The sequence below is a fragment of the Burkholderia sp. NFPP32 genome, assembly GCF_900119325.1.
Classification (GTDB): domain Bacteria; phylum Pseudomonadota; class Gammaproteobacteria; order Burkholderiales; family Burkholderiaceae; genus Burkholderia; species Burkholderia pyrrocinia_C.
Genome location: NZ_FPJP01000013.1, coordinates 65,517 through 90,725, shown reverse-complemented (window position 1 = coordinate 90,725; position 25,209 = coordinate 65,517). Strand labels below are relative to the sequence as shown.

The window sequence follows — 25,209 nt, the reverse complement described above, 5'->3', positions numbered from 1 at the left end:
CGACATGACGCACTTTGCACTTCGTCCGATCCTGATCGTCCTGCATCGCGAACAGTCGAGCCCCGGCCGGATCGGGCGGCTGCTCGCGGCCCGCGGCCATCCGCTCGACATTCGGCGCCCGCCGCTCGGCGATCCGTTGCCGGCGACGCTCGCCGATCATGCGGGCGCCGTGGTGTTCGGCGGCCCGATGAGCGCGAATGACGGCGATCGCTGGATGCGCGACGAGATCGACTGGATCGGGGTGCCGCTGCGCGAGGCCGCGCCCTTTCTCGGCGTCTGCCTCGGCGCGCAGATGATGATCCGCCATCTGGGAGGCCGTGTGAGCGCGCATCGGGACGGGCGTGCGGAAATCGGCTATTGGCCGATCGCCGCGACGCCCGCCGGCCGACGGCTCGGTTCATGGCCGTCGCATGTCTACCAGTGGCATCGCGAGGGCTTCGAGCGCGTCGCCGGGCTCGAGATCCTCGCGACCGGCGAGCATTTCGAGAACCAGGCCGTTCGTTACGGGCCGCGCGCGTACGGCGTCCAGTTTCATCCGGAAGTGAGCTATCCGATGATGCGGCGCTGGAGCACGGCCGCCGCGCACAAGCTGTCGGCGCCCGGCGCGCAGGATCTCGCGACGCAGGCAAATGAGGGCCTGCGGCACGACCGCGCGACGGCGGCATGGCTCAGCGCGTTTCTCGATCGCTGGCTCGCGGGCGCACCCGCATCAGGTGGGCACCGTCACGTCGGAGATGCTGATCAGCCCCCACTCGACCGCGCGCAGCACGGCTTCGTGCCGACGTGACACGTTGAACTTGCGGCGGATATTCATGAAGTGGAAATTGATGCACGACTCGGTCACGTTCAGGATATGGCCGATTTCCCACGACGTCTTGCCGGCCGCGTGCCAGCGCAGGCATTCGACTTCCCGCCGGCTGAGCCGCGGCACGCTGTCGGGCGGTGCATGGCAATGCGTGCCGGCGATCGCTTCGCACGCGATGTCGCGCAGCAGCGTCAGCGCCGCGAGATGGCGGTCGCAGCGCTCGCGCGTACGGCCGAGGTCGTCTGCGCTTGCGCACGACAGCATGCCGACCTCCCCTTTCGCGCCGCGCACCGGCAGCACGACGCCGCTGCACATGCCATACGCGGACGCCGCTTCGTAGCACGGCCGCTGCTCGGGCAGCGCGAACAGCGCGTCGTCCCAGACGAGCGGCAGCGCCGAGCGGAAGCAATGCCGCAGCATCGGGTCGACGCGGTCGAACTGGCGCTGCCGGTACAGCGCCGTCCATCCAGGCACGCCGCTGCTCCACTTGCGCGCGAGATCGAACGACGCGCCGGTAAACGGCAACACGATCAGCACGACCTTGTCGAACCCCATCCCGGCGGCCGCGTCGGTCATCCGCTGCCATGACGCGTCCGTGTCGCCGGGTACCAACCATTTCAGACAATCCAGTCCATTCATACAAGCCACCCCGTTTATCTAGTTGGAATCTGCATTCAGGCGGACTTGCGCAACCGGTTCGAGGCGTTGCGCGCGAACGGACCGCGCTAGAGCGCCTCGGTCAGGCGTCGCCGGCCCGCCTGCTTCGCGTCTTCGAGCGAAGCCGTCACGTCGAGCGGAATCCCGAACGCCTTTTCGATGCCGGCCGCGTTCGCGATGGCCGCGGCGCGTTCCTTCGGGTCCGGTTCGATCGTGACGAGCGCGCGGCAGACCTCGGCGAGCGCGGCGCGGTTCTGCTTGAGCCACATGCCGCGCTCCTTGCGGTCGTCGTGCGGTTCGTCCGGGCGGGCCGGCGGAAAGATCATGACAAACGGCTCGCCGTGCCGCATCAGCGTGTGCATGTCGTCGAGCCAGCGCTGCGCGTAGCCGGCCGCGATCGCATCGTTGCGCACGACGACGAGCGGAAATTCCGTGACGTCGAACACCGCAAGCGTCGCCAGGTCGGACGGCGTTTCTCCAGCGTGGTGGGTATGCATCGGGTCAACCTCCATCGAATTGAACAGCATGGGTCGGAACGGGCCGCGCAGCGCCCGCTTCATCGTTTCGCGGCGGCGCCGGGGCCGAACGGCGGGCGGGCGAGCCACACCACCGCGATCACGGCGAGATACACGCAGCCGAGCGCGAACGAAACGTCGTTGAACGAAATCTGGTAGGCCTGTGCATCGACCAGGTTGCTCAGCAGCGTCGCCGCGCGCTGCGGATCGCCGCCGCCAAGCCGCGCGACTTCGGCCCGCACGGCCGGATCGAACGCGCTCACGTGCTCGCTGAGCTGCGCGTGATGCAGGATCGCGCGCCGGTCCCACAGGAACGACGTGATCGACACGGCGAAGCTCGCGCCGAGCGTGCGCAGGAACGTCGACAGGCCGGAGCCGGCGGCGATTTCGTCCGGCTTCAGGTCGGACAGCAGGATGCTGTTGATCGGCATGATGAACAGCGCGAGGCCGAGACCCTGCAGCAGCTGGATCAGCGCGATGTGCGTGAAGTCGATGTCCGGCACGAAGCCCGCGCGCAGGAACGACGACGTGCCGAGGATCGCGAACGCGCAGCACACGAGCACGCGCATGTTGAAGCGCGGCGCGTACTTGCCCATGAACGGTGTCATCAGCACGGGGATCACGCCCATCGGCGCGACCGCGAGCCCGGCCCAGAACGCGGTGTAGCCGAGCGTGCGCTGCAGCCACTGCGGCACGATCACGTTGACCGCGAAGAACGCCGAATACGCGAGCACGAGCGTCAGCGTGCCGGCCGCGAAGTTGCGATGTGCGAACAGCCGCAGGTTCACGATCGGGTTCGGTTCGTTGAGCTCCCAGATCAGGAACAGCGCGATGCCGAACGCGGCGACCACCGACATCACGACGATGAACGTCGAGTTGAACCAGTCGGCTTCGTTGCCCTTGTCGAGCACGATCTGCAGCGCGCCGACGCCGACCACGAGCGCGGCGAGGCCGACGTAGTCGACGCGCGCGGCGACGGTCGTCTCGACGCGCGCACGCATCTGCGCGAATACACACATCGCGGCGAACACGCCGATCGGCAAATTGATCAGGAACGCCCAACGCCACGAGTAATGCTCGGTGACCCAGCCGCCGAACACGGGGCCCGCGATCGGCGCGACGACGGTGACCATCGCGATCATCGACAGCGCGAAGCCGCGCCGTTGCGGCGGGTAGATCGACAGCATCAGCGCCTGCGTGGTCGGGATCATCGGCCCGGCCACCAGGCCCTGCAGCGCGCGGAACGCGACGAGTTGCGGCAGGTTTTGCGCGAGGCCGCACAGCAGCGACGCAAACGTGAACGCGAGCGTCGCCCACACGAACAGCCTGACCTGCCCGATGCGCTTGACGAGAAACCCGGTCAGCGGCAGCGCGATCGCATTGCTGACCGAGAACGTCGTGACGACCCATGCGCTTTGCGTCGTGCTCACGCCGAAGTTGCCGGCGATCGTCGGCAGCGACACGTTCGCGACGGTGCCGTCGAGCACCTGCATGAAGACCGCGAGCGCGAGGCCGAAGGTCGTCAGCGCGACGCTCGACGGACGAAAGCCGGCATCGGCGGCCGCCATCGGGCCGCTCATCGCACACGCTCCGTGCGCACCGCCGCGGGCTGGTTCGCATGCACGACGTCGGCGATCAGGCTGTCGGCGCGCGCGAGCTCGTCGCGGTACACGTCGGTGCGGAACACGGGCGCGCGTTGCTCGCGATGCGACAGCATCGCACCGCTGCGGTCGTGCTGGTCGACGCGTGCGTGCATCGACAGGCCGATCCGCAGCGGATGCGCGTCGAGCTGGGCCGGGTCCGTCAGTTCGATGCGCACCGGCAGCCGTTGCACGATCTTGATCCAGTTGCCGGTCGCGTTCTGCGCGGGCAGCAGCGAGAACGCGCTGCCGGTGCCGACGCCGAGGCTCTGCACGCGGCCGCTGTAACGCACCGCGTCGCCGTACAGGTCGGCGGTCAGTTCGACCGGTTGCCCGATGCGCATGTGCTCGAGCTGCTTCTCGGTGAAGTTCGCGTCGACCCACAGCTCGCGCAGCGGCACGACCGCGAGCAGCGGCACGCCGGGCGACACGCGCTGCCCGACCTGCACCGTGCGCTTCGCGACATAACCGGTCACGGGCGCGACGATGTCGGTGCGCGCGCGCGCGAGGTATGCGGCGCGCAGCCGTGCGGCCGCGGCCTGCACGTCGGGATGCGACGCGACCGCGGTGTCGTCGACGAGCGCCTTGCTCGTCTGATGCTGCTCGCTCAACGTCGCGAGCGCGCTTTGCGCGGCCGCGTACGCGCTTTGCGCGGACGTCAGCGTATCGCGCGCATGCGCGAGCTCCTCGCGCGAGATCGCACCGGAGCGGCCGAGATCCTCGCGGCGGCTGTAGTCGGCCTTCGCCTTGTCGAGCGCGATGCGTCGCGCGTCGAGTTCGGCGCGCGCGCCGTCGATGCTGTTCGCGAGCCCGCGCTCGTTGCTGTACAGGCCGCGCACCTTGCGTACCGTTGCCGCGAGGTCGGCCTGCGCGGCTGCGAGCGCGATCTGCGCGTCGCTCGCGTCGAGACGGACGAGCGGCGTGCCGGCGCGCACGAGATTGCCGTCGTCCGCGTCGATCGACACGACGGTGCCCGTCACCTGCGGCGACAGCTCGACGACGTTGCCTTGCGCGTATGCGTTGTCGGTGGCTTCGTACCAGCGGCCGACGAGCACGTACCAGATGCCCCAGCCGACGATGCCGAGCGCGAACACGGCGACGAGCGCGCGCACGAGGTGCTTGCGTCGCGCGGGCGGCGGCGGTGTCGCGGGTGCGCCGCCGCCCGGTGCCGGTTGCGTGCGCGCGTCCGGGCCGCCCGGCGCGCGCGGCGCACCGGTGTGATCGGCCGCCGGGTTCTGGCGGGCGCTGGCGGGATCGGCGGCTGCGGGCCGCGCGGGAGTCTGCAGGGTGTTGTCGCTGCTCATGGTTCGATGTCAAGGACGGTGGGAAGGAGTGGCGGCGAGCGCGGCGTCGTCCGGCTCGGCGCGGAAGCCGCCGCCGAGCGCGGCGACGAGCTGCAGCGACTGGTCCGCGCGCTGCGCGCGCAGCGCGGCGACCTCGCGGCTCGCGATCAGCAGTTGCTGGCGCACGACGAGCGCGTCGAGGTAGCTGCCGACGCCGGCCCGGTAGCGCGCGTCCGCGAGCCGCCACGCATCGGTGGCGGAGTCGAACGCAAGCTGCTGCGCGTCGGCCTGCACGGCGAGCGAGCGCAGGCGGTGCAGATCGTCGGCCACCTCGCCGATCGCACCGATCAGCGTCTTGTTGTAGCCGGCGACCGCGAGGTCGTATTGCGCATCGCGCCTGCGCAGCACGCCGCGCCGCTCGCCGCCGTCGAAGATCGGCAGGCTCACGGCCGGACTGACGTTGTAGGTGCGCGACGCGGCCTGGAACAGCGATGCGCCGCCGCGTGTCGCGAGCCCGATCAGCGCGGTGAGACTCACGTTCGGCAGGAACTCCGCGCGGGCGGCTGCGACGTTGCGGCTCGCCGCCTCGACCCGCCAGCGCGCGGCGACGAGGTCGGCGCGCCGGCCGAGCAGCGCGGCCGGCAGATCGGCCGGCACCGCCAGCGCGGCGGCCGGCAGCGGCGCGGGGCGCACGAGTTCGAGCCCGCGATCGGGGCCCGCACCGAGCAGGATCGCGAGCGCGATGCGCGCACTGTCGATCGTCTGCGCCGCGCGCGCCTGCTCGCGCGTCGCGGCCGCAACCTCGCTTTCCGCCTGGCGCTGTTGCGCGACGTTGTCGATGCCTTTCGATACGCGCTGGCGCGTCAGCGTGAGCGCCTCGTCGGCGCGCTCGTATTCGGCGCGCGCGACGTCCTGCTGATCGAACGCGTACGCGAGGTTCACATACGCGCGAGCGACGTTGACGGACAGCAAAACGCGCGCGGCCCGCGCATCGATCCGCGCGGCACGCGCTTCGCCGAGCGCGGCTTCCCATGCGGCGCGGCGGCCGCCCCACAGATCGAGATCCCAACTGAAGCCGAGATTCATCTCGCGCGTGTGGCTGAAGAAGCCGCCGCCTTCGCCCGCCGAGAACTGGGTGCCGGACAGCCGTTCGCCCTTCGCGCTCGCGCGGCCGACGACGTGCGGCGCGCGCGCGGCCTGCGCCTCGATCACCAGCGCCTGCGCTTCGCGTGCGCGCGCATCGGCGGTTGCGAGATCGGGATTGCCGGCGAGCGCTTCGTCGATCAGCGCATTCAGTTGCGCATCGTTCAGCGCGCGCCACCAGTCGGCGGCCGGCCAGTCGGCGGCCGGTGCATGCGCGAGGCTGCGCGACGCGGCAAGCGTATCGGCGCCGCGCAGCGTGCCGGCGGGCGCGAGCCCGTCGCGGCTCGCGCACGCGCCGAGCACGGCGAGCGCCGCGGCGACGGCCATCCGCGACACGACGCGCAGCGCGCCGGCATCGCGTGTCCAGGGAGCAAGTGCTGCATGCATCGCATTCCTCTGCTTCGTATCGGTTTGAACACGACATGCATTGTTGGACGCACCCTGACAAAGCTGATAATGTTGTTTAGACAAAAAATAATGAATTCCGGCCATGCCTATCCGTGATGCTTCTCCGCCGCGCGCCGTACCGCGCGCCGACATCGATCCGAGCGAACGTGCGGACGGCCCGTCGCTGATCGCCGTCTGGGGCGAAGACGACGGCAGCAACGCATATCGGCTCGGCACCCGTGAGGTCGACTGGCACAGTCATCTGCGCGGCCAGGTGTTCTGCGTGGAAAGCGGCTTCGCGCACGTGCGCACGCCGCACGGTTCGTGGCTGCTGCCGCCGCATCGCGCGGGCTGGATTCCGCCGGGCGAGCAGCACAAGGTCAGCATCAGCGGTGCGTTGAGCGGCTGGAGCGTCGTGATCGCCCCGGCCGCGAGCCGGCGGATGCCGGGCCAGCCCTGCGTGATCGCGATTACCGACCTGATGCGCGCGCTCGTGCGGCGCGCGGTGTCGTGGGCCGACCAGGACCGGCTCGACATCGAGCAGGCGCGCATCAGCGTCGTGCTGCTCGACGAGATGCGCCGCGCGCCGCACGAACCGCTGCACTTGCCGATGCCGCACGACCGGCGGCTGCTGCGGATCGCCAACGCGATCCTCGGGCAGCCGCACGACGGCCGCACGCTCGAAGCGTGGGCCGAATGGGCCGGCTTGTCCGCGCGCACATTGAGCCGGCTGTTCGTCGCGGAGACCGGCACGAGCTTCGCGCAATGGCGGCAGCAGGCGCGTCTCACGCACGCGCTCGAGCGTCTCGCGAACGGCGACAGCGTCGCCAACATCGCGGACGCGCTCGGCTACGCGACGCCGAGCAATTTCATCGCGATGTTTCGCCGCGCGTTCGGCGATTCGCCCGCGCATTACTTCGCGAAGCGCAAACAGCCGTAGCGCGACGCGACTGCGCACCGCCCCCTATCACCCCTGCCAGTACTGCGCCTGCATCGACGCCGCTATAGTCGCCGTGCGACCGGCCAGTCGGTTGCTCAATCCGCCATGTGGAGGGTGTCGATGTCGAATGCCGTCGGATCGGACAACACGCCGATCGTCTCAGAGCAGCAACTCGCCGATCATCTGGCCGCCGGCTGCAAGCCGGCCGCGCAGTTCCGGATCGGCACCGAGCACGAGAAGTTCGTCGTCGCTCGCGCGACGCACGCGGCCGCGCCGTACGACGGGCCGTCCGGCATCGCCGCGGTGCTCGAGCGGCTGCGCGGCGACGGGACGCCGATCGTCGATGCCGGGCGGATCGTCGGCGTGATCCAGCGCGATGGCGCGGCGATCTCGCTCGAACCGGCCGGCCAGCTCGAACTGTCGGGCGCGCCGCTCGATACGCTGCACGACACGCATGCCGAATTGCATGCGCACCTCGCCGCGGCCCGTGACGCGTGCGATCCGCTCGGCCTGCGCTGTGCGCCGCTCGGCTTTCACCCTCACCTGTCGCGCGCCGCGCTGCCGTGGATGCCGAAGCAGCGCTACGGGATCATGCGACGCTATATGCCGCGCGTCGGCACGCGCGGGCTCGACATGATGCAGCGCACCTGCACCGTGCAGGTCAACCTCGATTTCTCGTCGGAAAACGACATGGCGCGCAAGATGCGCGTGTCGCTCGCGTTGCAGTCGGTCGCGACCGCGCTGTTCGCGAATTCGCCGTTCTGCGAAGGCCGCCCGTCCGGCCTGCTGTCGACGCGCGCACATACGTGGCTCGATACCGACGAGGATCGCTGCGGCGCGCCGGCATTGTTCCTGTCGCGCAGCTTCGGCTTCGAACGCTACGTGAGCTGGCTGCTCGACAACGTGCCGATGTATTTCGTGCGGCGCGGCGACCGCTACGCGGATGCGACCGGGCGGACGTTCCGCGATTTCATGCGACGGCGCATTCCGCATCTCGAAGGCGACACGCCGACGCTCGGCGATTTCGCGGACCATCTGACGACGGTATTCACCGAGGTGAGGCTGAAGCGTTATCTCGAGATGCGCGGCGCCGATGCCGGCTCGCCCGACATGATGATCGCGCTGTCCGCATTCTGGACCGGCCTGCTGTACGATCCGGCCGCGCTGTCGGAGGCCGAGACGCTGGCCGCCGCGATCGATCGCGGCGCGCTGCTGGCATTGCGTCGCGACGTGCCGCGTCTCGGGCTCGATACACCGGTCGACGGCCGCCCGTTGCGTGCGCTCGCGGCCGATGCGCTCGCCATCGCGCATCGCGGCCTGCGCGCGCGGGCGCGCCTGGATGCGGCCGGCCGCGACGAGTCCGTGTATCTCGCGCCGCTCGACGAGATCGTCGCCGGCGCGCCGACCCAGGCCGAACACTGGCTCGCGCGCTATCGCGACGCGTGGGCCGGCGACGCGACGCGGATCTACGACGAAGCCGAAATCCGATGACGTCGCGCCGGGCCGCTCATGCGCAGCATGCGAGTAGCGGCTCGTGCGCGAACTCGATGCCGGGCATCGGCGCATGGCCCCGCCGCCGTGCCCGAACCGCGTGCGCGAGCGTCTCGAAGAGCCCGGTGGTGTCGGCGAACGACAGGCACGCGTCGGTGATGCTCTGCCCGTAGCGCAGCGGAACGCCAGGCACCAGGTCCTGCCGTCCTTCGATCAGGTTCGACTCGATCAGCACGCCGACGATGCGCGTATCGCCGGCCGCGACCTGCGCGGCGACGTCCGCGCCGACGCCCAACTGGTTCCGGAACTGGCGGCGGCTGTTGCCGTGACTGACGTCGATCATCACGCGCGGCGCGAATTGCGCGGCCGCCATGCGCTCGCATGCGGCATTCACGGCGGCCGCGTCGAAATTCGGTTCGCGTCCGCCGCGCAGCACGACATGCGTATGGGGATTGCCGGACGACGCCGTCGCGCACAGCCGGCCGCAGGCATCGACCGACAGGAAACGGTGCGCGCGCGCGGCCGCACACATCGCATCGACGGCCACCTGGACGTTGCCGTCGGTCCCGTTCTTGAAGCCGATCGGGATCGGCAGCGACGACGCCAGTTCGCGATGCACCTGCGATTCCACCGTGCGCGCGCCGATCGCGCCCCATGCGACCAGATCGGCCAGGTAGCGCGGCGACAGCGGATCGAGGAATTCGGTCGCCGCCGGCATCTCCGCGCCGTTGATGTCGCACAGCAGCGCGCGGGCGGCATGCAGCCCGGCGTCGATCCGCTCGCTGCCGTCCAGCAGCGGATCGTTGATGAGCCCTTTCCAGCCGACCGTCGTGCGCGGCTTCTCGAAGTACACGCGCATCACGATTTCCAGCTCGTCCGCAAACCGCGCGCGTTGCAGCGCGAGCCGCGCCGCATAGTCGCGCGCGGCGGCCGGGTCGTGCACCGAGCACGGGCCGGCGATGACCACGAGACGGTCGTCCGCACCGTTCAGCACGTCGGCGATCGCGCGGCGGGTCGTATGAACGGTGCGCGCCGCGCGCAACGCCGGCTGCAGCGTGCCTGCCAGATCCGCGGGGGTCGGCAAGCGCAGCACGGCGTCACGGTCGGTCGTCCAGGCGTTTGCATGCATGGGGACTGCCCTCCTGTCGATAATTCGGTGGATTTTTTACTACAACGCGACTTTATTGAATGGTTCTTTTCGCGCGCAACTAACATATTTATCAGTTTCCAATTCATAACCTTATGAATGACGGAAATAAGGGCGTTATTCGATATTTTGCGACATGAGTCTCGGCTGTTTTCGTAATGCGGGTCGGGTTGGGAAATCGGTTTGCCTCGAAATAAGGGAGCGCTTTGGCGGAAGCGGATAGCCGTATCGAATGGCCTTCGGCGGCGGGTCGCTATCCGTTCTGATAGTGGCGGCCAGATAGGCGTTCGATTAATTTTCTGGTGCCTGACAGGCCAGTCAGGTTCGAATATATAAATCAACCAAGTTATTCCGGAGAGTCACCATGTCGAAGCGTCATTACGAAACGCCCATTCACGTCAAGTATCGCGATACGGATTCGATGGGGCATGTGAGCAGTCCCGTCTATTACGACTATCTGCAGCATTCGTATCTCTGCTACATGTTCGATCTCCTCGGCTTGCCGCGGAGCGAGAAGCTGCCGCACATCATGGTGAAGACGCAGTGCGAGTACCTGGCACCGGCGCAGTTCGGCGACAACCTGACGATCCGGTCGAGCATCGTGCGCTTCGGCAGCAAGAGCTTCGATCTCGAGCACCTGATGGAGCGCGACGACCAGACGATCGTCGCGCGCGGCATGTCGACGCACGTGATGTTCGATTACGCGAACAACACGACGCTGGCCGTGCCCGACGAATTCAAGACGCGCGTGCTCGAATTCCAGGGTTCGCTGTGATGCGCGCGCGCCATGTCGGGAGCGACACGTGAGCTGCGCGGTGGCGCGCGCGCGGCGCCGGATTGGCGCGATCGTCGAGCGGCGCGACGATCGCGCGATCGTCATCGTCCGGCATGCCGCGCATGCATTGCTCGAACCGGCCACGCTCGACCGGCACCGTGCGCTCGCAAGCCGCCATGAGGACGAGCTGGAAGTGTTGCTGCAGCCGTGCGGTGGCGCGCACGACGGCGTGCGGCCGCTGCTCGGCCGGTTGCGGGACGCCGGCGTGACCGTCGCGCTCGACGCGGCGACGCTTGCGCACGAGGCGTCGCTGCTCGAGTTCGCGAGCTGGATCACGCGATGCGCGGCGCCCGGCGACACGGCCGAGCCGCGCGCCGACGCAGCCGTGCCGAGCGGCATGCTGTTCTGCGGCCTCGTCGTGCGCTGGCTCGATCAGCGCAACGGGGGGCGGCGGCCCGAGCGCGACGGACTGCCTGAGCGTACGCCGCGGGGCATCGCGGCGGATGCGGCCGAGCACATCGCGACCGGAGATCCGGACGGGCAGGTGCTCGGCGCGCTGCTCGATGCCGACGACACGTCGACCGGCGCGGCGCTCGACACGCTGTCGGACGCGGTGCGCGCGCGGCGGATCTGCCTGGCGACGCGGGCCTGCTGGCCGCTCGGCCGGCGGCTATGAGCGCCGTCGTCGCGGCGGCCGAGGCGCGCGCGCTGCCCGCGCGCGCCTTTCTGGTCGGCATGATGGGCGCGGGCAAATCGACGCTCGGCCGCGCGCTCGCCGCATCGCTCGGCTGGACGTTCGCCGACAGCGACGACGAGATCGAGCGGCGTACCGGCCGTTCGGTCGCCGTGCTGTTCGACATGGTCGGCGAAGGCGGCTTCCGGCTGCTCGAAACGCATATCGTCGACGAGCTGACGCAGCGCCCGAACGTCATCGTGGCGACCGGCGGGGGCGCGGTGCTGGATCCGCGCACCCGCGCGCGATTGAGCGAGCGCGGCTGCGTGATCTATCTGCATGCGGATCCGGACACGCTGTGGCGCCGTACGCGCGACGACGCGCGGCGGCCGCTGCTGCGGGTGGCCGAGCCGCGGCAAACGCTTGCTGCGCTGTACCGCATGCGCGACCCGCTGTATCGCGAATGCGCGCATGCGTTCGTCGATACGACCGCGCAGGGTGTCGCGCGTGCGACGGCCGAAATGTCGTCGGTGTTGCAGGCGCGGATGCGCGCACCGGGTTGAATGCGTGCATTCGTTTCAAGACCGTCGCCGGCCGGGGCGGCCGCGCCTTGGCGACCGCTTCCCTGCCCTCGAATCGATGGCGAGTCACATCGGAATGGTCTGGATGGTGACGTCAGGCACGTTTCTGAAACGGCGAGTTTTGATTCATAACAATGCTATTGTGATAAGAAAAGTTATCAGGATGGATGCATCGATTTATCCAACTGCGTGTGCCGTGACGGACAAATCGGCTCGTCAAGCGGCGGGAAAGCCGGTTTCCCGGTGAGGTTGCGCCACGCTTCAAGCGCATCGACGCGCTTGCACGCGACGTCGGGTGCCGCTGCGCGTCGCCTGCATTCGCATGTCGACCGGCCGCTCTGACCCGAGAAAACCGGCCCTCCCCGCATTTGTTCCCGCGACGCAAGACTATTGCTCCACGGTGGGTGTTCGAAATCGCGATCGGCGCGCCTACAGTTCGCCCATCGGATTCATCGATCCGGTCGGCGCTGAAGCCGAACACCATTCACCTGTCGAGGTATGTCATGAGCACATCCAAAGTCATCATCGTCACCGGCGCATCGCAAGGCATCGGCGCGGAAACGGTCAACGCGTTCCGCGCACGCGGCCATCGCGTCGTCGCGACTTCCCGTTCGATCGGGCCGTCGAACGATCGCGATCTCGTCACCGTCGCGGGCGACATCGGCGATCCGGCCGTCGCGCGCCGCGTGGTCGATGCCGCGATCGAACGCTTCGGCCGCGTCGACACGCTCGTCAACAACGCCGGCGTGTTCATCGCGAAGCCGTTCACGCAGTACACCGCGGACGACTACGCGCAGGTCACGAGCGTCAACCTGAACGGTTTCTTTTACGTTACGCAGCGCGCGATCGCCGCGATGCAGCAGCACGGCAGCGGGCACGTGGTCAGCATCACGACGAGCCTCGTCGATCACGCGAACAGCAACGTGCCGTCGGTGCTCGCGTCGTTGACGAAAGGCGGATTGAACGCGGCGACGAAATCGCTCGCGATCGAGTACGCGAAGGCCGGCATCCGCGTCAATGCCGTGTCGCCGGGCATCATCAAGTCGCCGATGCATGCACCCGAAACGCATGCGACGCTCGCGTCGCTGCATCCGGTCGGCCGCATGGGCGAGATGAGCGACATCGTCGACGCGATCCTGTATCTCGACTCGGCACCGTTCGTCACCGGCGAGATCCTGCATGTCGACGGCGGCCAGAGCGCCGGGCACTGAGCATCGGCATCGAAAGAACGAGCCGGCGTGCCTATCGCGATGCGGCGGCTCGTTTGGTACGCGTACCGCGCGCCTGCCCGGCGGGCGCGCGCTCCAGATGCTCGACGAGAAAGTCGACGAACACGCGCACGCGCGACGACAGAAAACGCGCATGCGGATACAGCAGCATGAACGGCCGCGACCGGCCGCCAAGGCCGGTCAGCACCTCCACGAGCGTACCGGCGAGCAGATCCTGTTCAACGATGAAGCGGTAGGTCTGGAACAGGCCCGCACCGCTGCGCGCGAGCGTCACGCCGGCGAGCACGTCGCCCGACGTACTGTAGTTGCCGGTCGTCGCGATATCGATCTCGTCCGATCCGTCGTCGAACAGCCAGGGAATCGGCCGCCCGCTGCTCGGCAGCTCGAACTGGATGCATTCGTGCGCATGCAGATCGTCGATGGCGGTCGGCGTGCCCGCGTGCTTCAGGTAGCCGGGCGTCGCGACGATCACGAGTTCGGCGTCCTCCAGCTTGCGCGCGACCAGGTTCGAATCGGCGGGCGCGCGGCCGCGGATCGCCAGATCGAAGCCCTCTTCGGCGAAGTCGATGTTGCGGTTGCTCAGGTGGGTTTCGACGCGTACGTCCGGATAGCGCTCGCGAAATGCAGGCAGCAGCGGCAGCACGCGATAGTGTCCGTACGGCGTCGGCATGCTGATCCGGAGCACGCCGGCGGGCGTTGCCTGCTGGCCGGTCGCTTCGCGTTCCGCGTCGACGAGCTGCGACAGCGCATCGCGGCATTGCTCGAAATAGCGCCGGCCGGAATCGGTCAGGCGGATCTGTCGTGTCGTGCGCACGAACAGCCGCACGCCGAGACGCTCCTCGAGCCGCGCCACCGACCGGCTGACCGCGGCCGGCGTGACGCTCGCCGCGGTTGCCGCCAGCGTGAAGCTGCCGAGTTCGGCGGCGAGACAGAACAGCTCGATGCTGCCCAGCAGCAAGTCGTCGAATTTGCGTTGCATGGTGCCGTTCCTGCCGTCTCCGGTGTGGGGCGCGATGAAGCAACGAGTGTGCATGAATATCGCGCGGGAAACCAGCGAGCGCGCGTGGCGCGATTCGTTACATCGTGTCCCGAATCAATTGCGCCGCTGACATTTACCGGCTTCGGCCGCATGACTAGAGTGACTGACAGGCAACACCGATCGCCCGATCCATTTTCCCGCAAGGAGAACGACATGACCGTCGAACAGAAGCTGGCCGAACTCGGCCTTGCATTACCCGAACCGCCGAACCCGCTCGGCAGCTATACGGCTGTCAGCGAAGCCGGCAACCTGCTGTTCGTATCGGGACAACTGCCGCTCGTCGACGGCAGGATCGCCTATACCGGCCGCGTCGGCGAGCAATTGAGCGTCGACGAAGGCCGCCATGCCGCGCGGCTTGCGGCGCTGAACGTGCTCGCGCAGATCCGCAGGCATTTGGGCGGGTTCGACCGCCTGCGCAAGATCGTGCGCGTCGAGGGGCATGTGAGCTCGGCCGACGGTTTTTACGGACAGCCGGCCGTGATCGACGGCGCGTCCGACCTGTTCGCCGCCGCGCTGGGCGGCAAGGCGGGACACGCGCGTTCGGCGTTCTCCCAGCGCCAGTTGCCGGCCGACGCGGCCGTCATCCTCGTCGTGATCGCCGAGATCGACCCGGCCTGACGTATCGGCTGCGCCGCGGGGCGGCCATCCACTCCGCGAGCGTTTCCGCCCACCCTGCCCGGCATTCGTCGCCTGCCCCGTTACCGTGCATATCAGGGCTCGATCGGCCGAAAGCCTTGTCCGGCAAAGCCCGACACGTTTCAGATACATTGGAATACAAAATATCGCATCCGATTTAATCGAATGCGCTTGACACGGGTGGCCGCCTCGACGAAACTCAATCGCATGCGATCGAATCGCATCTGAGAAAAACCTGCCAACTGACGGAGCAAATGATGAGCAAGATCGAAAAAGTGCTGTACACGGGCAAGACGCATACGACTTCGGGCGGCCGCGACGGCTCGGCACGCAGTTCCGACGGCCGCCTCGACATCCAGTTGTCGTCGCCGGGCAGCGCCGGCACCGGCACCAACCCGGAACAACTGTTCGCGGCCGGCTGGTCGGCCTGCTTCATCGGTGCGATGCAGCTTGCGGCGCGCGCCGCGAAGGTGACGCTGCCGGCCGATCTCGCCGTCGACGCCGAAGTGGATCTCGGCACGGCCGGCAACGCGTACTTCCTGCAGGCCCGGCTGAACGTGAGCGTGCCGGGGCTCGATCGCGACGTCGCGCAGCGCATCGTCGATGCCGCGCACCAGACCTGCCCGTATTCGAAGGCGACGCGCGGCAACATCGACGTCGAAATCCGTATCGCTTGAACGTTGCATCGGGCTGCCGAGCGCCGCCCTCCCGAATTCCCGACTCTTTTCATATCGAGGCAAATGATGAATACCCGATTGATCTCCGCCGTTCTCGTCGCCGTTTCGGCTGCCGTTGCCGCCCCGGCGTTTGCAAATGAAACCGCCGTGACGCGTGCGCAGGTGCGTGCCGAACTCGTGCAGCTTCAAACGGCCGGTTATCCGCTGAATCGCGCCACCGACGCGACCTATCCGAGCGATCTGCAGGCCGCGCTGACGCAGATCCATGCGGCCGATGCCGTCGCGGCCAACGAGCAGGCATCCGGCTACGGCAGCAACGGCGAGGCCGTGACGCAATCTGGCCGCCTGCATGCCGTCAGCGTGGCCGAACGCTCGGTGTATTTCGGTCATTGAACGCCGTGCGCTGATACGTGACCCCTGAATTCTTTTTATTCCTGTTCCGAGGTGAATGATGAAAACCCAACTGATTGCCGCCCTCCTCGTGGCCGTGTCGGCCGCCGTCGTCGCGCCGGCGAACGCGAGCGAAAGTACCGTGACGCGCGCGCAGGTGCGTGCGGAACTGGCCGCGTTGCAGCAGGCCGGCTACCTGCCGAACCGCCCCAACGACCCGAACTACCCGGACAATCTCCAGGCGGCGCTGAGCCGGATTCGCGACAACGGCGTAGCCGCGGCCGATACGATGGCGTCCGGTTACGGCAATGACGCCGACGGCGTGACGCAGTCCGGCAGCCGCAGCGCGGTTCGCACGGCCGAGCGCTCGATCTATTTCGGTCATTGAGCATTGCACGACGGAATCAGCCGTCCCCGTCCGTCACATAAAGCGCATGCGATGTAATCGCGTGCGCTTTTATATTTGGGGCGTCCGGATTTGCATCGACGTCTTCCGGAGATGGATCACCGAGAACGAAGAAGGCCAGCGCACGCGTGTCAGGCCAATGACGCGATCCATGTCGTTGCGGGGCTACCTGCCCGGCCGATCCGGTCTATTCTGTGCGGCACGAAATCTTCAATCGAGGAGCGGCCGATGCCGGAAGCCACGACCGGAAACACGACGGGCGATGCACACCCGCTCGACCATGTCGTCTGGAACGCGCTCGCGGGCAAACAGCGCCGCTTTGCGCTCGGCAGCGACCGCGCGCTGCGGTTTCCGGCGGCCATTGCGCCGTTCGCCGCGATCGCCGACACGAGCCAGGCATCGTTCGATGCGTTGCGCGAACTGATCGCCGCGCACGGGCCGGCCGCGCTGGTCACGCCGGACGAGATGCCGCCGCCGGCGGGATTGCCGGTGATCCGGCGCGCGGCGTTGCTTCAAATGATCTGGCAAGGGACGCCCGCTCCGGCGCATGCATCGGAGCATGTCACGCTCGCCGAAGCCGACGTGCCGGACATGCTCGCGCTGACCACGGCCGCGCAGCCCGGCCCGTTCGGCCCGCGCACGATCGAGCTTGGCGACTATATCGGCGTACGCAGCGAAGGCCGGCTGGCGGCGATGGCCGGCGAGCGGATGCAGGTCGACGGATATACCGAGATCAGCGCCGTCTGCGTGGATGCCGCGTTTCGGCGGCAAGGGCTTGCGGCGCGGCTGATCCGGTCGTTGGTCGAGGCGATCGGTGCACGCGCGGAAACACCGTTCCTGCACGTCCTCACGTCGAACCAGGTCGCGATCGAACGCTATCTCGCGCTTGGTTTTGTCGTCCGTCGCGAAATGAACCTGCTGGTGCTGGGCGACGAACACGCATGACAACGCGGCCGACGCGATACGCGCATCGGCCGCTTGTTGCCTGCGTGTTTAGTCTTCGGTCGACCGGATCAGGTTGCCGCGCAGCGTGACGATTGCCTTCTGCACCTTCGCGAATTCGTCCGGCTTCAACCCGGTGGCTTCGACCAGGTTCATGTCGAGCCCCTTCTCGCGCACGCGCCGGCCGCTCTTCGTCAGGCTGACGAGCACCTGGCGCTCGTCCGACGGATCGCGGTGCCGCTCCAGGTAACCCATCGCCTCGAGCTTCTTCAGGATCGGCGTCAACGTATTGGATTCGAGGAACAGCTTCTCGCCAAGCTGGCCGACCGTCTGGTTGTCCTGCTCCCACAGCGCAATGATCGTGATGTATTGCGTATAGGTGAGGCCGAGCTCTTCGAGGATCGGCTTGTACGCCTTGCCGAACGCGAGGTTCGCCGAGTAGATCGCAAAACACAGGAAATCGGACAGCTTCGGCGCGGCGGGCGATGGTGCTTCGGTCGGTTTCATGAACTTCCTCCGGCGACGCGGATGGCCGCAGATAGACACATTATATATCGCGTGCGATCTTATCGGAAGCATGATAAATCGGTGTCGATGAACCGACGGAGTGATGCAACGCGGCCGGATCGCCGCCGTCAGTCCTGCCTGCGGCGCTTGCCGGATTGCAACCGGCTTTCCGACAGCAGCGAGCATTGCACCGGATGCGCGATTTCGGTCGCGAGCCCGCCTGCGGCAAACAGCAGGATCATCAGCCAGCGTTTCATGCGACCTCCACGACCGACAGGCTCGCGCCGTTTGCGACGGTTGCGTCGAGCGCGTAAGGATCGACGCCGTCGAGGCAGCCGAGATTGACGCGCCAGCATGCGGGGTCCATGCGTGTTTGATGGAACGGATAGATGCCGCAATGGCGACAGAAATAGTGGCGGGCCGTGTGTGTGTTGAAGCGGTAGCACGTCAGTGCGCCCTCGCCTTCGACGATCTTCAGGTGGTCAGCGGGAAACATCGGGCTCATCAGCGCGCCGCGCCGGCGGCACAGGCTGCAGTTGCAGCGAACCGCCGGCTCGATAGCGGCTTTCACTTCGAATTTGACGGCCCCGCAATGGCAGGATCCTTTGAACCAGGTTGCAGACATGATGTGCTCTCGCAGAAGTCATGCCTGCTTTATAGCGGACGCCCGAACTTGCGTTGTATCGCACTGTATCCGCGGTCCGCGCAGATACAGAGCATTGCAAATCGACGGTGGGCGGTGCACGTTCGGCGCGGCGATCTGAAGCACGGATCGCCGGCACGTGCGCGCGGTTTGCCGGCCGAGCGCGATCAGTCCAGCGCGTGCTGCAGGCGCTCGATCGCGGCCCGCGTTTCACGCTCGAGCGTCGCGAACAGCTCGGCGGCTGGCAACGAGCGGACGAGCGTCGCCGCCTGCCCGGCCCACTGCGCGCCGTAGCCGAATTCGCCCTGCGCCTTCGCGGCCGCATGCAGCGCCTTGCCCGCGTCGTACGCGATCGGATACGCGGGCGTGGCCGGCGCGTGCGGGTCGTCGCCGAGCGCGGTCAGCCGGTTCGCGATGCCGCGCGCGATCCGGCCCGAAATCGCGGAGGTCAACGTCGTGCGGCGCGCCGCGTCGCCGAGGATCGCGCGGCGATAACCGTCGTCGATCGACGTCTCCCGGCATGCGACGAACGCGGTGCCGAGCTGCGCGGCCTGCGCGCCGAGCGCCAGCGCGGCGGCGATGCCTTCGCCGTCCATGATGCCGCCGGCAGCGATCACGGGCAGCGCACATTCGCGCACGATCAGGCGCGTCAGCGCGAACGTGCCGAGGCGGTCGTCGTGGGCGGTCGAATCGAACACGCCGCGGTGCCCGCCGGCTTCGATGCCCTGCGCGACGATCGCGTCGATGCCGGCGGCGGCGATCTGCCGCGCTTCGTCGGGATTCGTCGCGGTTGCGAACAGCGTGATGCCCGAGCGCTTCAGCGCGGCGATCGCGTCCGCGGACGGCAGCCCGAAATGGAAGCTGACGACGGCCGGCTTTTCTTCGGCGAGCATCGCCTGCATCGCTTCGTCCGCGACGAAGCTCGTATAGATCTCCGACAGCGATGCGGGCGGCGTCGCACCATATGCGCGGAACGCCGGCGCGAGCCAGTCGAGCCACGCGCGTTCGACGGCTGCGTCGGCGCGGGCCGGACGATGGCAGAACACGTTGACGTTGAACGGCCGGTCGGTGAGCTCGCGCGTGTCGCGGATCATCTTGCGCGCGCCGTCGGCGTTCGTCGCGCCGACGCCGAGCGAGCCGAGCCCGCCCGCGTTCGACACGGCGGCAGCCAGCGCCGGCGTGCTGACGCCGGCCATCGGCGCCTGGACGATCGGTGTGCGAATGCCGAGCGCGCGCAACAGCGTCCGGTTATCGGTCGGGTGATTCATGTCGGTTACCTCCTGGTGGCGGTCGAATCGCGAACATGCCGCGTCGGCAGAGCACGATAACCCCGTGCATGTGTTTCATGGGGCGGCGTTCGTGCCGGTGCCCGCGCAACGCGCCTCATGGTTTTCCCGGCCCGCCCGGTTGCACGGGAGCGCACCGGATCCGGTGCGCAACCGCGCGCCGCGCAGGCCGCACCGGCCTTCCCCCGCGAATGACGCCCGCCGCGCGTTCGTACCCTTTCTGAGCGGGAAAGGACGCTTGAAACATCCGCAATTATCGCGTGCCGCCGATTCGCCCACCATGTGTCGGACGATCGGCGCAGCCCGCGCAGCCGGCCCTTTCACGGGCGTTGCGGTGCGTGCCGCCATATCGTGCGGCCGGACGCATCATGCCGGACGCGAACGGCCGGGCCGTGCGCCACGGCATATCGATAATCAGGAGACACGATGAACAGCCAATCCCTCGATCTGGGCGGCAACGCGGGCGGCCCCGCGTCCGCACGGCCGCCGGCCGCTTCCGCCGGCGTCGGCGCCGATGCAGCGGCCTTCCCCGCCCGCCGCGTCACGCTCGGCGATTTCATGGACGACCTGCCGGTCGGTGCGTTGCACCGGTTCGTCGTGTGGGTGATCGGCATCGGGCTGTTCTTCGACATGTACGAGATCTTCCTCGTCAGCACGATCGGCTCCGCGTTGCAGAACGAATACGGGTTGAGCCGGCAGAGCACCGATTTCAAGCTGCTGCTGGCATCGGCATTCATCGGGATGTTCGTCGGCGCGATGTGCCTCGGCAGCCTCGCCGACCGCATCGGCCGGCGCAAGGCGTTCCTGCTGACGCTCGTGTGGTACAGCGCGTTCTCGCTGGTCGGCGCGTTCTCGGTGAATGCCGACATGCTCGTCGCGTGCCGCTTCCTGACCGGCATCGGCGTCGGCGCGATCTATCCGGTCGCCGACAGCTTCCTGTCCGAAATCCTGCCGAAGGAAAAGCGCGGACGGCTCGCCGCGTGGGCCTATACGACTTCCTATGTCGCGGTGCCGCTCGTCGGCTTCCTCGCGCTGTGGCTGAACCCGCTGCATGTGGCCGGCGTGGCCGGCTGGCGCATCATCCTCGCGATCGGCAGCCTCGGCGCCGTGTACGTGCTGCTCGTCCAGCACCGCCTGCCGGAGAGCCCGCGCTGGCTGCTCGCGCAAGGCCGCACCGCCGACGCGCACGCGGCGCTGCGGCGCTTCGCGGAAGGCACCGACGTGCGGGTGCCCGAGCACTTCGCGGAATCGGCCGAACCGCAACGGCCGCTCGGGCTCGGCGAGCGCATCGCGCTGCTGCGTCGCGAGCCCTACGGCGCGCGCTACCTGATGCTCGCGATCTTTCACCTGTTCCAGGGCTTCGGCTATTACGGCTTCGGCACGCTGGCCGGCACGGTCGTGAAGAGCCGCGGCTTCGACGTGACGGACAGCACGCTGTTCATCGCGCTGTCGTTCGTCGGCTATCCGATCGGCTCGCTGCTGTCGATCCCGCTGCTCAACTGGATCGAACGCCGCACGCTCGTGATCGCGTCGATCCTGTCGATCGCCGTATTCGGGCTGTGCTTCGCGTACTCGGGCAATACCGCGCTGATCGTCGGCTTCGGATTGCTGACGACCTGCGCGTCGAACGTGTTCAGCAACGCGTATCACGTGTACCAGGCCGAGATTTTCCCGGCGCGCGTGCGCTCGACGGCGATCGGCAGTACGTATTCGCTGTCGCGCATCGTCAGCGGCGGGCTGCCGTTCGTGCTGCTGCCGGTGCTCGGCAGCTACGGCGCGGGCGCGATGTTCGGCGTGATCTCGGTCGCGCTCGGCATCGTCGCCGTCACGCTGCGCGTGCTCGGGCCGCTGACCACGCGGCGCAGCCAGGACGAAATCAATCCGGTGTAATCCAGTGGTGCAATGCGGCGACCGGCACAGGACGCACGCAGGCGTGCTCCGTGCGTCGCCGTTTCGGCGCAGTCAGCGCGCCGACATGAAATCGAACAGCTTCGCGATGTCGGTCGTCAGCACGGTGCCGGCCTTGACGCCGACCCACAGCGTGCGCGTCGCCCACGCGTCGTCGAGCTTCACGACCCCGAGCCGCGCGGCGCGCTCGCCGGTCACCGCATCGCGCGGCAGCACGCCGATGCCGAGCCCGGCCTCGATCATCCGGCTCACGCCGTCGAAATTCGATACCTGGATCCGCACTTTCAGCGAGCGCTCGGCCGCGAACGCGGCGTCGGTCATGCGCGCGAGCAGCGAACTGCCGTCGCTCAAGCCGACGTAATCCTCGTCGAGCGTATCCGCGAAGCGGATGCTGTCGCGTGCGGCGAAGCGATGCGCGCGCGGCACGAGCAGCACGAGCTCGTCGCGCCGGTACAGCCGCCGTTCGATGCCGGGCGCCGGCACGTTGTCGGCGAACACGCCGAGATCGGCCTTGCCGGACCCGAGCGCATCGACGATCTCGTGGCTCAGCCGCTCCTCGAGGCTTACCTTGATGCCCGGGTTGTCGGTGAGGAACGCGGCGAGATCGGCGGGCAGGAACTGGACGATCGCGGACGTATTGGTCCACACGTGGATATGGCCGCGCACGCCGGCGACGTAGTCGCTCATCTCGTGCGCCATCCGGTTGACCTGCTCGATCACCTTTGCCGCATGGTCGAGCAGCGCGCGGCCCGCGGGTGTCAGTTCGACGCCGCGCGCATGCCGGACGAACAGTGCGCTGCCGGTCACGCTTTCGAGTTCGGCGATGCGCTTGCTGACCGCGGACAGCGTGAGCTGGCCGTGTTCGGCCGCCTTCGTCAGGCTGCCGTGTTCGGCGACGAGCGCGAACACGCGCAGCGACTGCAGATCGAAATGAAGCGGGCTCACCATGTCGTGGATCCTGGGAAGGCCGTACGGCGCGCGCCATCGTCGCGGCGGCCTGACGCCGATCATACGCCCGGCCGTGCGCGCGCGATATCGCGCGGCTAGCGCGGCGCGATCGCCTGCAACGCGGCGAGCATCGCACCGTCCGGCTTCGCGAGATCGTCGAGCACCGCGAAGTGCTGCATGCCGGGCAGCCAGGTGCGCGCGATCCGTTCACCGGCCGCTTCGCACGCCGATGCGTATTCATGTGCTTGCCGGATGAGTTCGGGCAGTTCGGCGTCGCCGACCGCGACGACCGTCGGCGCGCCGGGCCCGATGTGACGTAGTGGGCTGTACGCTTCGACCTCCTGCGCGGTGAGCTGCAGCTTGTCGTTCAGGCAGCACAGCGAGATCGGTTCGAGATCGACGAGCGGGCTGATCGCGAGCGCTGAAACGACGGCCGGATGCGCGCGATGCACGGCAGTCAGGTGGCCGCCCGCCGAATGGCCGCTCAGGTGGATCGGCCGCCGCGCGGTGCCGAGGCCGTCGGGATCGCTGGCGAGATGGTCGAGCAGCGCGCCGATCTCGCCGACGATGTCGGTCATCGTCGCGACCGGCGCAAGTGTGTATTCGGCAAGCACGACGTCGAAGCCGCGCGCGAGCGGCCCGCTCGCCGCGTACGCGAAATCCTCTTTCGTGCAGTGTTGCCAGTAGCCGCCATGAATGAACACGAACAGCGGTGCGTCGGGCTGCCCGCACGGCAGCCAGTCGAAGCGCTGCGCCGGTTGCGCGCCGTAACGCAGGTCGCGGCGGCCGGGTGTCGCGTCGTAAAGCGCTGCGCTACGCGCCTGGCACGACGCGAGCAATGCCGGGAAATCGGGAACAGCCTTCGTGTTCAGGTAGGCGGCGTCGAGCGCCGCGCGGTCCATGCCGCGATAGAGGATCGTCATTCGGGGAGTGTCCGGGGCGGGTTGCGGAGGTGCGGGGCAGGTTCGTCATGCCCGCTGCGAAGGCGTCGGCCGAACCGACGCCTTCGCACCATTATCCGCAGCGCGGCCGGGTCCGGCTATCCGGATTCGGCGGGTGCGGCGCGGGCCTGTCCGCTTTCGGCGAAAGACTGCGACGCCGCGCGCGCATCGTGCCGGTGCCCGCGCGCCCGGACGGATCGATGCGCCGAAACCGCGCGGCAGGCCGGCCGCCGCCGGTCAGATCAACTCGGAGATCTCGATCAGGTTCAGGTCGGGGTCGCGCACGTAGACCGAACGGATCTTCTGCGTCGCACCCGTGCGTTCGACGGGCCCTTCGACGATCGGCCATTCGACGCGCTTCAGGTGCGCGATCACGTCGTCGAGCGGCACCGACGCGATGAAGCACAGGTCGAGCGCGCCGGGCACCGGCACATGCGCTTTCGGTTCGAACTCCGCGCCGCGCACGTGCAGGTTGATCTTCTGGTTGCCGAAGCGGAACGCAAGCCGTCCGGCGCCGAAGGTTTCGAGCTGCATCTGCAGCACCTCGGTGTAGAAATGCTTCGTCCGGTCGGGATCGACGCAGGTCAGCACGAGATGGTCCAGGTGATCGATCAGCGCCATGGGAATCGCTCCTGTGTTCCTGTTCATGAGAATGCGCGCTGCGCAGGCATGTCGCCGGCGTCGGCGCGCGGTGGCGGATGAAGATCCGAGCGGCGCCCGGCCTTCAGGATCTGGCTCGGCACGTCATGCCCGATCAACGCGGGCAGCCGTGCCGACGCGGCCAGCACGCACGCGAGGTCGATGCCCGTATCGTAGCCGTCCAGTTCGAGCATGTGCACGAGTTCCTCGGTGCACGCGTTGCCGGTCGCGCCCGGCGCATACGGGCAGCCGCCGAGCCCGCCGAGCGACGCGTCGAAGCGGTCGATGCCCGCGTCGAGCGCCGCGAGCGTATTCGCGAGCGCCATCCCGCGCGTGTTGTGAAAATGCAGCGTGAGCTGCAGCGCGCCGAAGCGCTCGCGGGCGCGCCCGGAAAGATCGCGCACCTGCGACGGAAACGCCATGCCCGTCGTGTCGCACAGCGTGAAGCCGTGCACGCCGAGATCCGCGAAGCGCTGCATCCACGCGAGCACGGCTTCGGCCGGCACGTCGCCTTCCATCGGGCAGCCCATCGCGGTCGACAGCGACACGTTGATCGCGACACCCGAACCGCGCACCGCGTCGATCACGTCGCGCAGCTGCGCGAACGACTGCTCGCGCGTCATCCGCAGGTTCGCGCGGTTGTGGCTCTCGCTCATCGACATCACGAGATTCACTTCGTCGACGCCGCACGACAGCGCGCGCTCGGCGCCGCGCACGTTCGGCACGAGCACCGTATAGACGACGCCGGGCGCGCGCACGATGCCGTGCATCACGGCCTCCGCGTCGCGCAATGCGGGGATCGCCTTCGGCGACGTGAACGACGTGACTTCGATCTTCGCGTAGCCGCATGCGCTCAATGCATCGACGAGCGCGATCTTGTCGTCGGTATCGACGAACGCCGCTTCGTTCTGGAAACCGTCGCGCGTCGCGACTTCGTGGATGTAGAGCCGTTTGTGTCGAGTGCTCATGATGTCGCCTCTT

The 25,209-nt window shown here is 68.0% G+C and carries 28 protein-coding genes; 13 read left to right on the top strand and 15 right to left on the bottom strand.

Going from position 1 to position 25,209, the window contains the following annotated elements:
- Positions 1-4 precede the first annotated feature (4 nt).
- Entirely contained in the window at positions 5-787 is a 783-nt protein-coding gene (locus BT264_RS23155) for a glutamine amidotransferase (protein WP_072441110.1), read from the top strand.
- Here BT264_RS23155 and BT264_RS23150 read toward each other — a convergent pair.
- The 5 genes from BT264_RS23150 to BT264_RS23130 all read right to left on the bottom strand — a co-directional run bounded on the left by BT264_RS23150 (position 710) and on the right by BT264_RS23130 (position 6,430).
- On the bottom strand, positions 710-1,444 hold the full coding sequence (locus tag BT264_RS23150) for a helix-turn-helix transcriptional regulator (protein ID WP_083534171.1): 735 nt from the start codon (positions 1,442-1,444) through the stop codon (positions 710-712). The two genes, BT264_RS23155 and BT264_RS23150, sit on opposite strands and share 78 nt — an antisense overlap.
- An 86-nt stretch (positions 1,445-1,530) precedes the next feature.
- Positions 1,531-1,959, bottom strand: coding sequence for a hypothetical protein (locus BT264_RS23145; RefSeq protein WP_072441384.1), 429 nt, complete (start codon positions 1,957-1,959; stop codon positions 1,531-1,533).
- A gap of 59 nt (positions 1,960-2,018) precedes the next feature.
- Entirely contained in the window at positions 2,019-3,557 is a 1,539-nt protein-coding gene (locus BT264_RS23140; RefSeq protein ID WP_072441108.1) for a DHA2 family efflux MFS transporter permease subunit, read from the bottom strand.
- Positions 3,554-4,921 (bottom strand): HlyD/EmrA/EmrK family protein, encoded by a 1,368-nt coding sequence (locus tag BT264_RS23135; protein WP_072441106.1) that lies wholly within the window; start codon positions 4,919-4,921, stop codon positions 3,554-3,556. Before BT264_RS23135 ends, BT264_RS23140 begins: the two co-directional genes overlap by 4 nt.
- 9 nt (positions 4,922-4,930) lie before the next feature.
- On the bottom strand, positions 4,931-6,430 hold the full coding sequence (locus BT264_RS23130; protein WP_072441104.1) for an efflux transporter outer membrane subunit: 1,500 nt from the start codon (positions 6,428-6,430) through the stop codon (positions 4,931-4,933).
- A gap of 103 nt (positions 6,431-6,533) precedes the next feature.
- Between BT264_RS23130 and BT264_RS23125 the strand changes: the two genes are divergently transcribed.
- Positions 6,534-7,370: an AraC family transcriptional regulator gene (locus tag BT264_RS23125; protein WP_072441102.1), complete on the top strand. Its 837-nt coding sequence runs from the start codon at positions 6,534-6,536 to the stop codon at positions 7,368-7,370.
- Between the two features lie 120 nt (positions 7,371-7,490).
- On the top strand, positions 7,491-8,861 hold the full coding sequence (locus tag BT264_RS23120) for a glutamate--cysteine ligase (protein ID WP_072441100.1): 1,371 nt from the start codon (positions 7,491-7,493) through the stop codon (positions 8,859-8,861).
- Positions 8,862-8,877: 16 nt separating this feature from the next.
- On the opposite strand, the gene BT264_RS23115 is transcribed toward BT264_RS23120, so the two are convergent.
- Positions 8,878-9,990 carry a 3-deoxy-7-phosphoheptulonate synthase gene (locus tag BT264_RS23115; protein WP_072441098.1) on the bottom strand — a complete coding sequence of 371 codons (1,113 nt, stop codon included), beginning with the start codon at positions 9,988-9,990 and terminating at the stop codon, positions 8,878-8,880.
- Between the two features lie 382 nt (positions 9,991-10,372).
- Between BT264_RS23115 and BT264_RS23110 the strand changes: the two genes are divergently transcribed.
- From BT264_RS23110 to BT264_RS23095, 4 genes are all read left to right on the top strand, one after another.
- Positions 10,373-10,783 (top strand): acyl-CoA thioesterase, encoded by a 411-nt coding sequence (locus BT264_RS23110; RefSeq protein ID WP_034184218.1) that lies wholly within the window; start codon positions 10,373-10,375, stop codon positions 10,781-10,783.
- A gap of 28 nt (positions 10,784-10,811) precedes the next feature.
- The gene (locus BT264_RS23105; protein WP_072441096.1) at positions 10,812-11,459 is read left to right on the top strand and encodes a hypothetical protein; all 648 of its coding nucleotides are present in this window, start codon (positions 10,812-10,814) and stop codon (positions 11,457-11,459) included.
- Positions 11,456-12,019, top strand: coding sequence for a shikimate kinase (locus tag BT264_RS23100; protein ID WP_072441095.1), 564 nt, complete (start codon positions 11,456-11,458; stop codon positions 12,017-12,019). The genes BT264_RS23105 and BT264_RS23100 overlap by 4 nt, the downstream gene beginning before the upstream one ends.
- 521 nt (positions 12,020-12,540) lie before the next feature.
- Positions 12,541-13,248, top strand: a complete 708-nt coding sequence (locus BT264_RS23095; RefSeq protein WP_072441381.1) for an SDR family NAD(P)-dependent oxidoreductase — start codon at positions 12,541-12,543, stop codon at positions 13,246-13,248.
- Between the two features lie 31 nt (positions 13,249-13,279).
- Here BT264_RS23095 and BT264_RS23090 read toward each other — a convergent pair whose 3' ends face one another.
- Complete coding sequence (locus BT264_RS23090; protein ID WP_072441093.1) at positions 13,280-14,245, bottom strand: LysR family transcriptional regulator; 966 nt, start codon at positions 14,243-14,245, stop codon at positions 13,280-13,282.
- 213 nt (positions 14,246-14,458) lie between these two features.
- On the opposite strand from BT264_RS23090, the gene BT264_RS23085 reads away from it, so the two are divergent.
- From BT264_RS23085 to BT264_RS23065, 5 genes are all read left to right on the top strand, one after another.
- Positions 14,459-14,923 (top strand): RidA family protein, encoded by a 465-nt coding sequence (locus BT264_RS23085; RefSeq protein ID WP_072441091.1) that lies wholly within the window; start codon positions 14,459-14,461, stop codon positions 14,921-14,923.
- A 275-nt stretch (positions 14,924-15,198) separates the two neighbouring features.
- Positions 15,199-15,618, top strand: a complete 420-nt coding sequence (locus tag BT264_RS23080; protein WP_072441379.1) for an organic hydroperoxide resistance protein — start codon at positions 15,199-15,201, stop codon at positions 15,616-15,618.
- Between the two features lie 66 nt (positions 15,619-15,684).
- Positions 15,685-16,011, top strand: coding sequence for a DUF4148 domain-containing protein (locus tag BT264_RS23075; protein WP_083534187.1), 327 nt, complete (start codon positions 15,685-15,687; stop codon positions 16,009-16,011).
- A 55-nt stretch (positions 16,012-16,066) separates the two neighbouring features.
- Positions 16,067-16,396, top strand: coding sequence for a DUF4148 domain-containing protein (locus BT264_RS23070; RefSeq protein ID WP_072441087.1), 330 nt, complete (start codon positions 16,067-16,069; stop codon positions 16,394-16,396).
- A 246-nt stretch (positions 16,397-16,642) separates the two neighbouring features.
- Positions 16,643-17,359: a GNAT family N-acetyltransferase gene (locus tag BT264_RS23065; RefSeq protein ID WP_072441086.1), complete on the top strand. Its 717-nt coding sequence runs from the start codon at positions 16,643-16,645 to the stop codon at positions 17,357-17,359.
- A gap of 48 nt (positions 17,360-17,407) precedes the next feature.
- Here the strand turns inward: BT264_RS23065 and BT264_RS23060 are convergent, their stop codons facing one another.
- The 4 genes from BT264_RS23060 to BT264_RS23050 form a co-directional block, all read right to left on the bottom strand.
- On the bottom strand, positions 17,408-17,863 hold the full coding sequence (locus tag BT264_RS23060; protein WP_072441084.1) for a MarR family winged helix-turn-helix transcriptional regulator: 456 nt from the start codon (positions 17,861-17,863) through the stop codon (positions 17,408-17,410).
- 128 nt (positions 17,864-17,991) lie between these two features.
- The gene (locus BT264_RS40105) at positions 17,992-18,120 is read right to left on the bottom strand and encodes a hypothetical protein (protein ID WP_256260697.1); all 129 of its coding nucleotides are present in this window, start codon (positions 18,118-18,120) and stop codon (positions 17,992-17,994) included.
- Positions 18,117-18,488 (bottom strand): GFA family protein, encoded by a 372-nt coding sequence (locus BT264_RS23055; protein WP_072441082.1) that lies wholly within the window; start codon positions 18,486-18,488, stop codon positions 18,117-18,119. Before BT264_RS23055 ends, BT264_RS40105 begins: the two co-directional genes overlap by 4 nt.
- Before the next feature lie 185 nt (positions 18,489-18,673).
- On the bottom strand, positions 18,674-19,774 hold the full coding sequence (locus BT264_RS23050; RefSeq protein ID WP_072441080.1) for an NAD(P)H-dependent flavin oxidoreductase: 1,101 nt from the start codon (positions 19,772-19,774) through the stop codon (positions 18,674-18,676).
- Between the two features lie 444 nt (positions 19,775-20,218).
- On the opposite strand from BT264_RS23050, the gene BT264_RS23045 reads away from it, so the two are divergent.
- The gene (locus BT264_RS23045) at positions 20,219-21,682 is read left to right on the top strand and encodes an MFS transporter (protein ID WP_072441079.1); all 1,464 of its coding nucleotides are present in this window, start codon (positions 20,219-20,221) and stop codon (positions 21,680-21,682) included.
- Positions 21,683-21,754: 72 nt separating this feature from the next.
- Here BT264_RS23045 and BT264_RS23040 read toward each other — a convergent pair whose 3' ends face one another.
- From BT264_RS23040 to BT264_RS23025, 4 genes are all read right to left on the bottom strand, one after another.
- Positions 21,755-22,648 carry a LysR family transcriptional regulator gene (locus BT264_RS23040; RefSeq protein WP_072441077.1) on the bottom strand — a complete coding sequence of 298 codons (894 nt, stop codon included), beginning with the start codon at positions 22,646-22,648 and terminating at the stop codon, positions 21,755-21,757.
- A gap of 95 nt (positions 22,649-22,743) precedes the next feature.
- The gene (locus BT264_RS23035) at positions 22,744-23,571 is read right to left on the bottom strand and encodes an alpha/beta hydrolase (protein WP_072441075.1); all 828 of its coding nucleotides are present in this window, start codon (positions 23,569-23,571) and stop codon (positions 22,744-22,746) included.
- Positions 23,572-23,826: 255 nt separating this feature from the next.
- The gene (locus BT264_RS23030) at positions 23,827-24,210 is read right to left on the bottom strand and encodes a VOC family protein (RefSeq protein ID WP_034184203.1); all 384 of its coding nucleotides are present in this window, start codon (positions 24,208-24,210) and stop codon (positions 23,827-23,829) included.
- Between the two features lie 23 nt (positions 24,211-24,233).
- On the bottom strand, positions 24,234-25,196 hold the full coding sequence (locus BT264_RS23025) for a hydroxymethylglutaryl-CoA lyase (RefSeq protein WP_072441073.1): 963 nt from the start codon (positions 25,194-25,196) through the stop codon (positions 24,234-24,236).
- Positions 25,197-25,209 lie beyond the last annotated feature (13 nt).

Excerpts from the sequence above, each read along its gene's own strand:
- BT264_RS23155 (WP_072441110.1), top strand. The coding sequence starts at position 5 with ATGACGCACTTTGCACTTCGTCCGATCCTGATCGTCCTGCATCGCGAA.
- BT264_RS23150 (WP_083534171.1), bottom strand. The coding sequence starts at position 1,444 with ATGAATGGACTGGATTGTCTGAAATGGTTGGTACCCGGCGACACGGAC.
- BT264_RS23145 (WP_072441384.1), bottom strand. The coding sequence starts at position 1,959 with ATGCATACCCACCACGCTGGAGAAACGCCGTCCGACCTGGCGACGCTT.
- BT264_RS23140 (WP_072441108.1), bottom strand. The coding sequence starts at position 3,557 with ATGAGCGGCCCGATGGCGGCCGCCGATGCCGGCTTTCGTCCGTCGAGC.
- BT264_RS23135 (WP_072441106.1), bottom strand. The coding sequence starts at position 4,921 with ATGAGCAGCGACAACACCCTGCAGACTCCCGCGCGGCCCGCAGCCGCC.
- BT264_RS23130 (WP_072441104.1), bottom strand. The coding sequence starts at position 6,430 with ATGCATGCAGCACTTGCTCCCTGGACACGCGATGCCGGCGCGCTGCGC.
- BT264_RS23125 (WP_072441102.1), top strand. The coding sequence starts at position 6,534 with ATGCCTATCCGTGATGCTTCTCCGCCGCGCGCCGTACCGCGCGCCGAC.
- BT264_RS23120 (WP_072441100.1), top strand. The coding sequence starts at position 7,491 with ATGTCGAATGCCGTCGGATCGGACAACACGCCGATCGTCTCAGAGCAG.
- BT264_RS23115 (WP_072441098.1), bottom strand. The coding sequence starts at position 9,990 with ATGCATGCAAACGCCTGGACGACCGACCGTGACGCCGTGCTGCGCTTG.
- BT264_RS23110 (WP_034184218.1), top strand. The coding sequence starts at position 10,373 with ATGTCGAAGCGTCATTACGAAACGCCCATTCACGTCAAGTATCGCGAT.
- BT264_RS23100 (WP_072441095.1), top strand. The coding sequence starts at position 11,456 with ATGAGCGCCGTCGTCGCGGCGGCCGAGGCGCGCGCGCTGCCCGCGCGC.
- BT264_RS23095 (WP_072441381.1), top strand. The coding sequence starts at position 12,541 with ATGAGCACATCCAAAGTCATCATCGTCACCGGCGCATCGCAAGGCATC.
- BT264_RS23090 (WP_072441093.1), bottom strand. The coding sequence starts at position 14,245 with ATGCAACGCAAATTCGACGACTTGCTGCTGGGCAGCATCGAGCTGTTC.
- BT264_RS23085 (WP_072441091.1), top strand. The coding sequence starts at position 14,459 with ATGACCGTCGAACAGAAGCTGGCCGAACTCGGCCTTGCATTACCCGAA.
- BT264_RS23080 (WP_072441379.1), top strand. The coding sequence starts at position 15,199 with ATGAGCAAGATCGAAAAAGTGCTGTACACGGGCAAGACGCATACGACT.
- BT264_RS23075 (WP_083534187.1), top strand. The coding sequence starts at position 15,685 with ATGAATACCCGATTGATCTCCGCCGTTCTCGTCGCCGTTTCGGCTGCC.
- BT264_RS23070 (WP_072441087.1), top strand. The coding sequence starts at position 16,067 with ATGATGAAAACCCAACTGATTGCCGCCCTCCTCGTGGCCGTGTCGGCC.
- BT264_RS23065 (WP_072441086.1), top strand. The coding sequence starts at position 16,643 with ATGCCGGAAGCCACGACCGGAAACACGACGGGCGATGCACACCCGCTC.
- BT264_RS23060 (WP_072441084.1), bottom strand. The coding sequence starts at position 17,863 with ATGAAACCGACCGAAGCACCATCGCCCGCCGCGCCGAAGCTGTCCGAT.
- BT264_RS40105 (WP_256260697.1), bottom strand. The coding sequence starts at position 18,120 with ATGAAACGCTGGCTGATGATCCTGCTGTTTGCCGCAGGCGGGCTCGCG.
- BT264_RS23055 (WP_072441082.1), bottom strand. The coding sequence starts at position 18,488 with ATGTCTGCAACCTGGTTCAAAGGATCCTGCCATTGCGGGGCCGTCAAA.
- BT264_RS23050 (WP_072441080.1), bottom strand. The coding sequence starts at position 19,774 with ATGAATCACCCGACCGATAACCGGACGCTGTTGCGCGCGCTCGGCATT.
- BT264_RS23045 (WP_072441079.1), top strand. The coding sequence starts at position 20,219 with ATGAACAGCCAATCCCTCGATCTGGGCGGCAACGCGGGCGGCCCCGCG.
- BT264_RS23040 (WP_072441077.1), bottom strand. The coding sequence starts at position 22,648 with ATGGTGAGCCCGCTTCATTTCGATCTGCAGTCGCTGCGCGTGTTCGCG.
- BT264_RS23035 (WP_072441075.1), bottom strand. The coding sequence starts at position 23,571 with ATGACGATCCTCTATCGCGGCATGGACCGCGCGGCGCTCGACGCCGCC.
- BT264_RS23030 (WP_034184203.1), bottom strand. The coding sequence starts at position 24,210 with ATGGCGCTGATCGATCACCTGGACCATCTCGTGCTGACCTGCGTCGAT.
- BT264_RS23025 (WP_072441073.1), bottom strand. The coding sequence starts at position 25,196 with ATGAGCACTCGACACAAACGGCTCTACATCCACGAAGTCGCGACGCGC.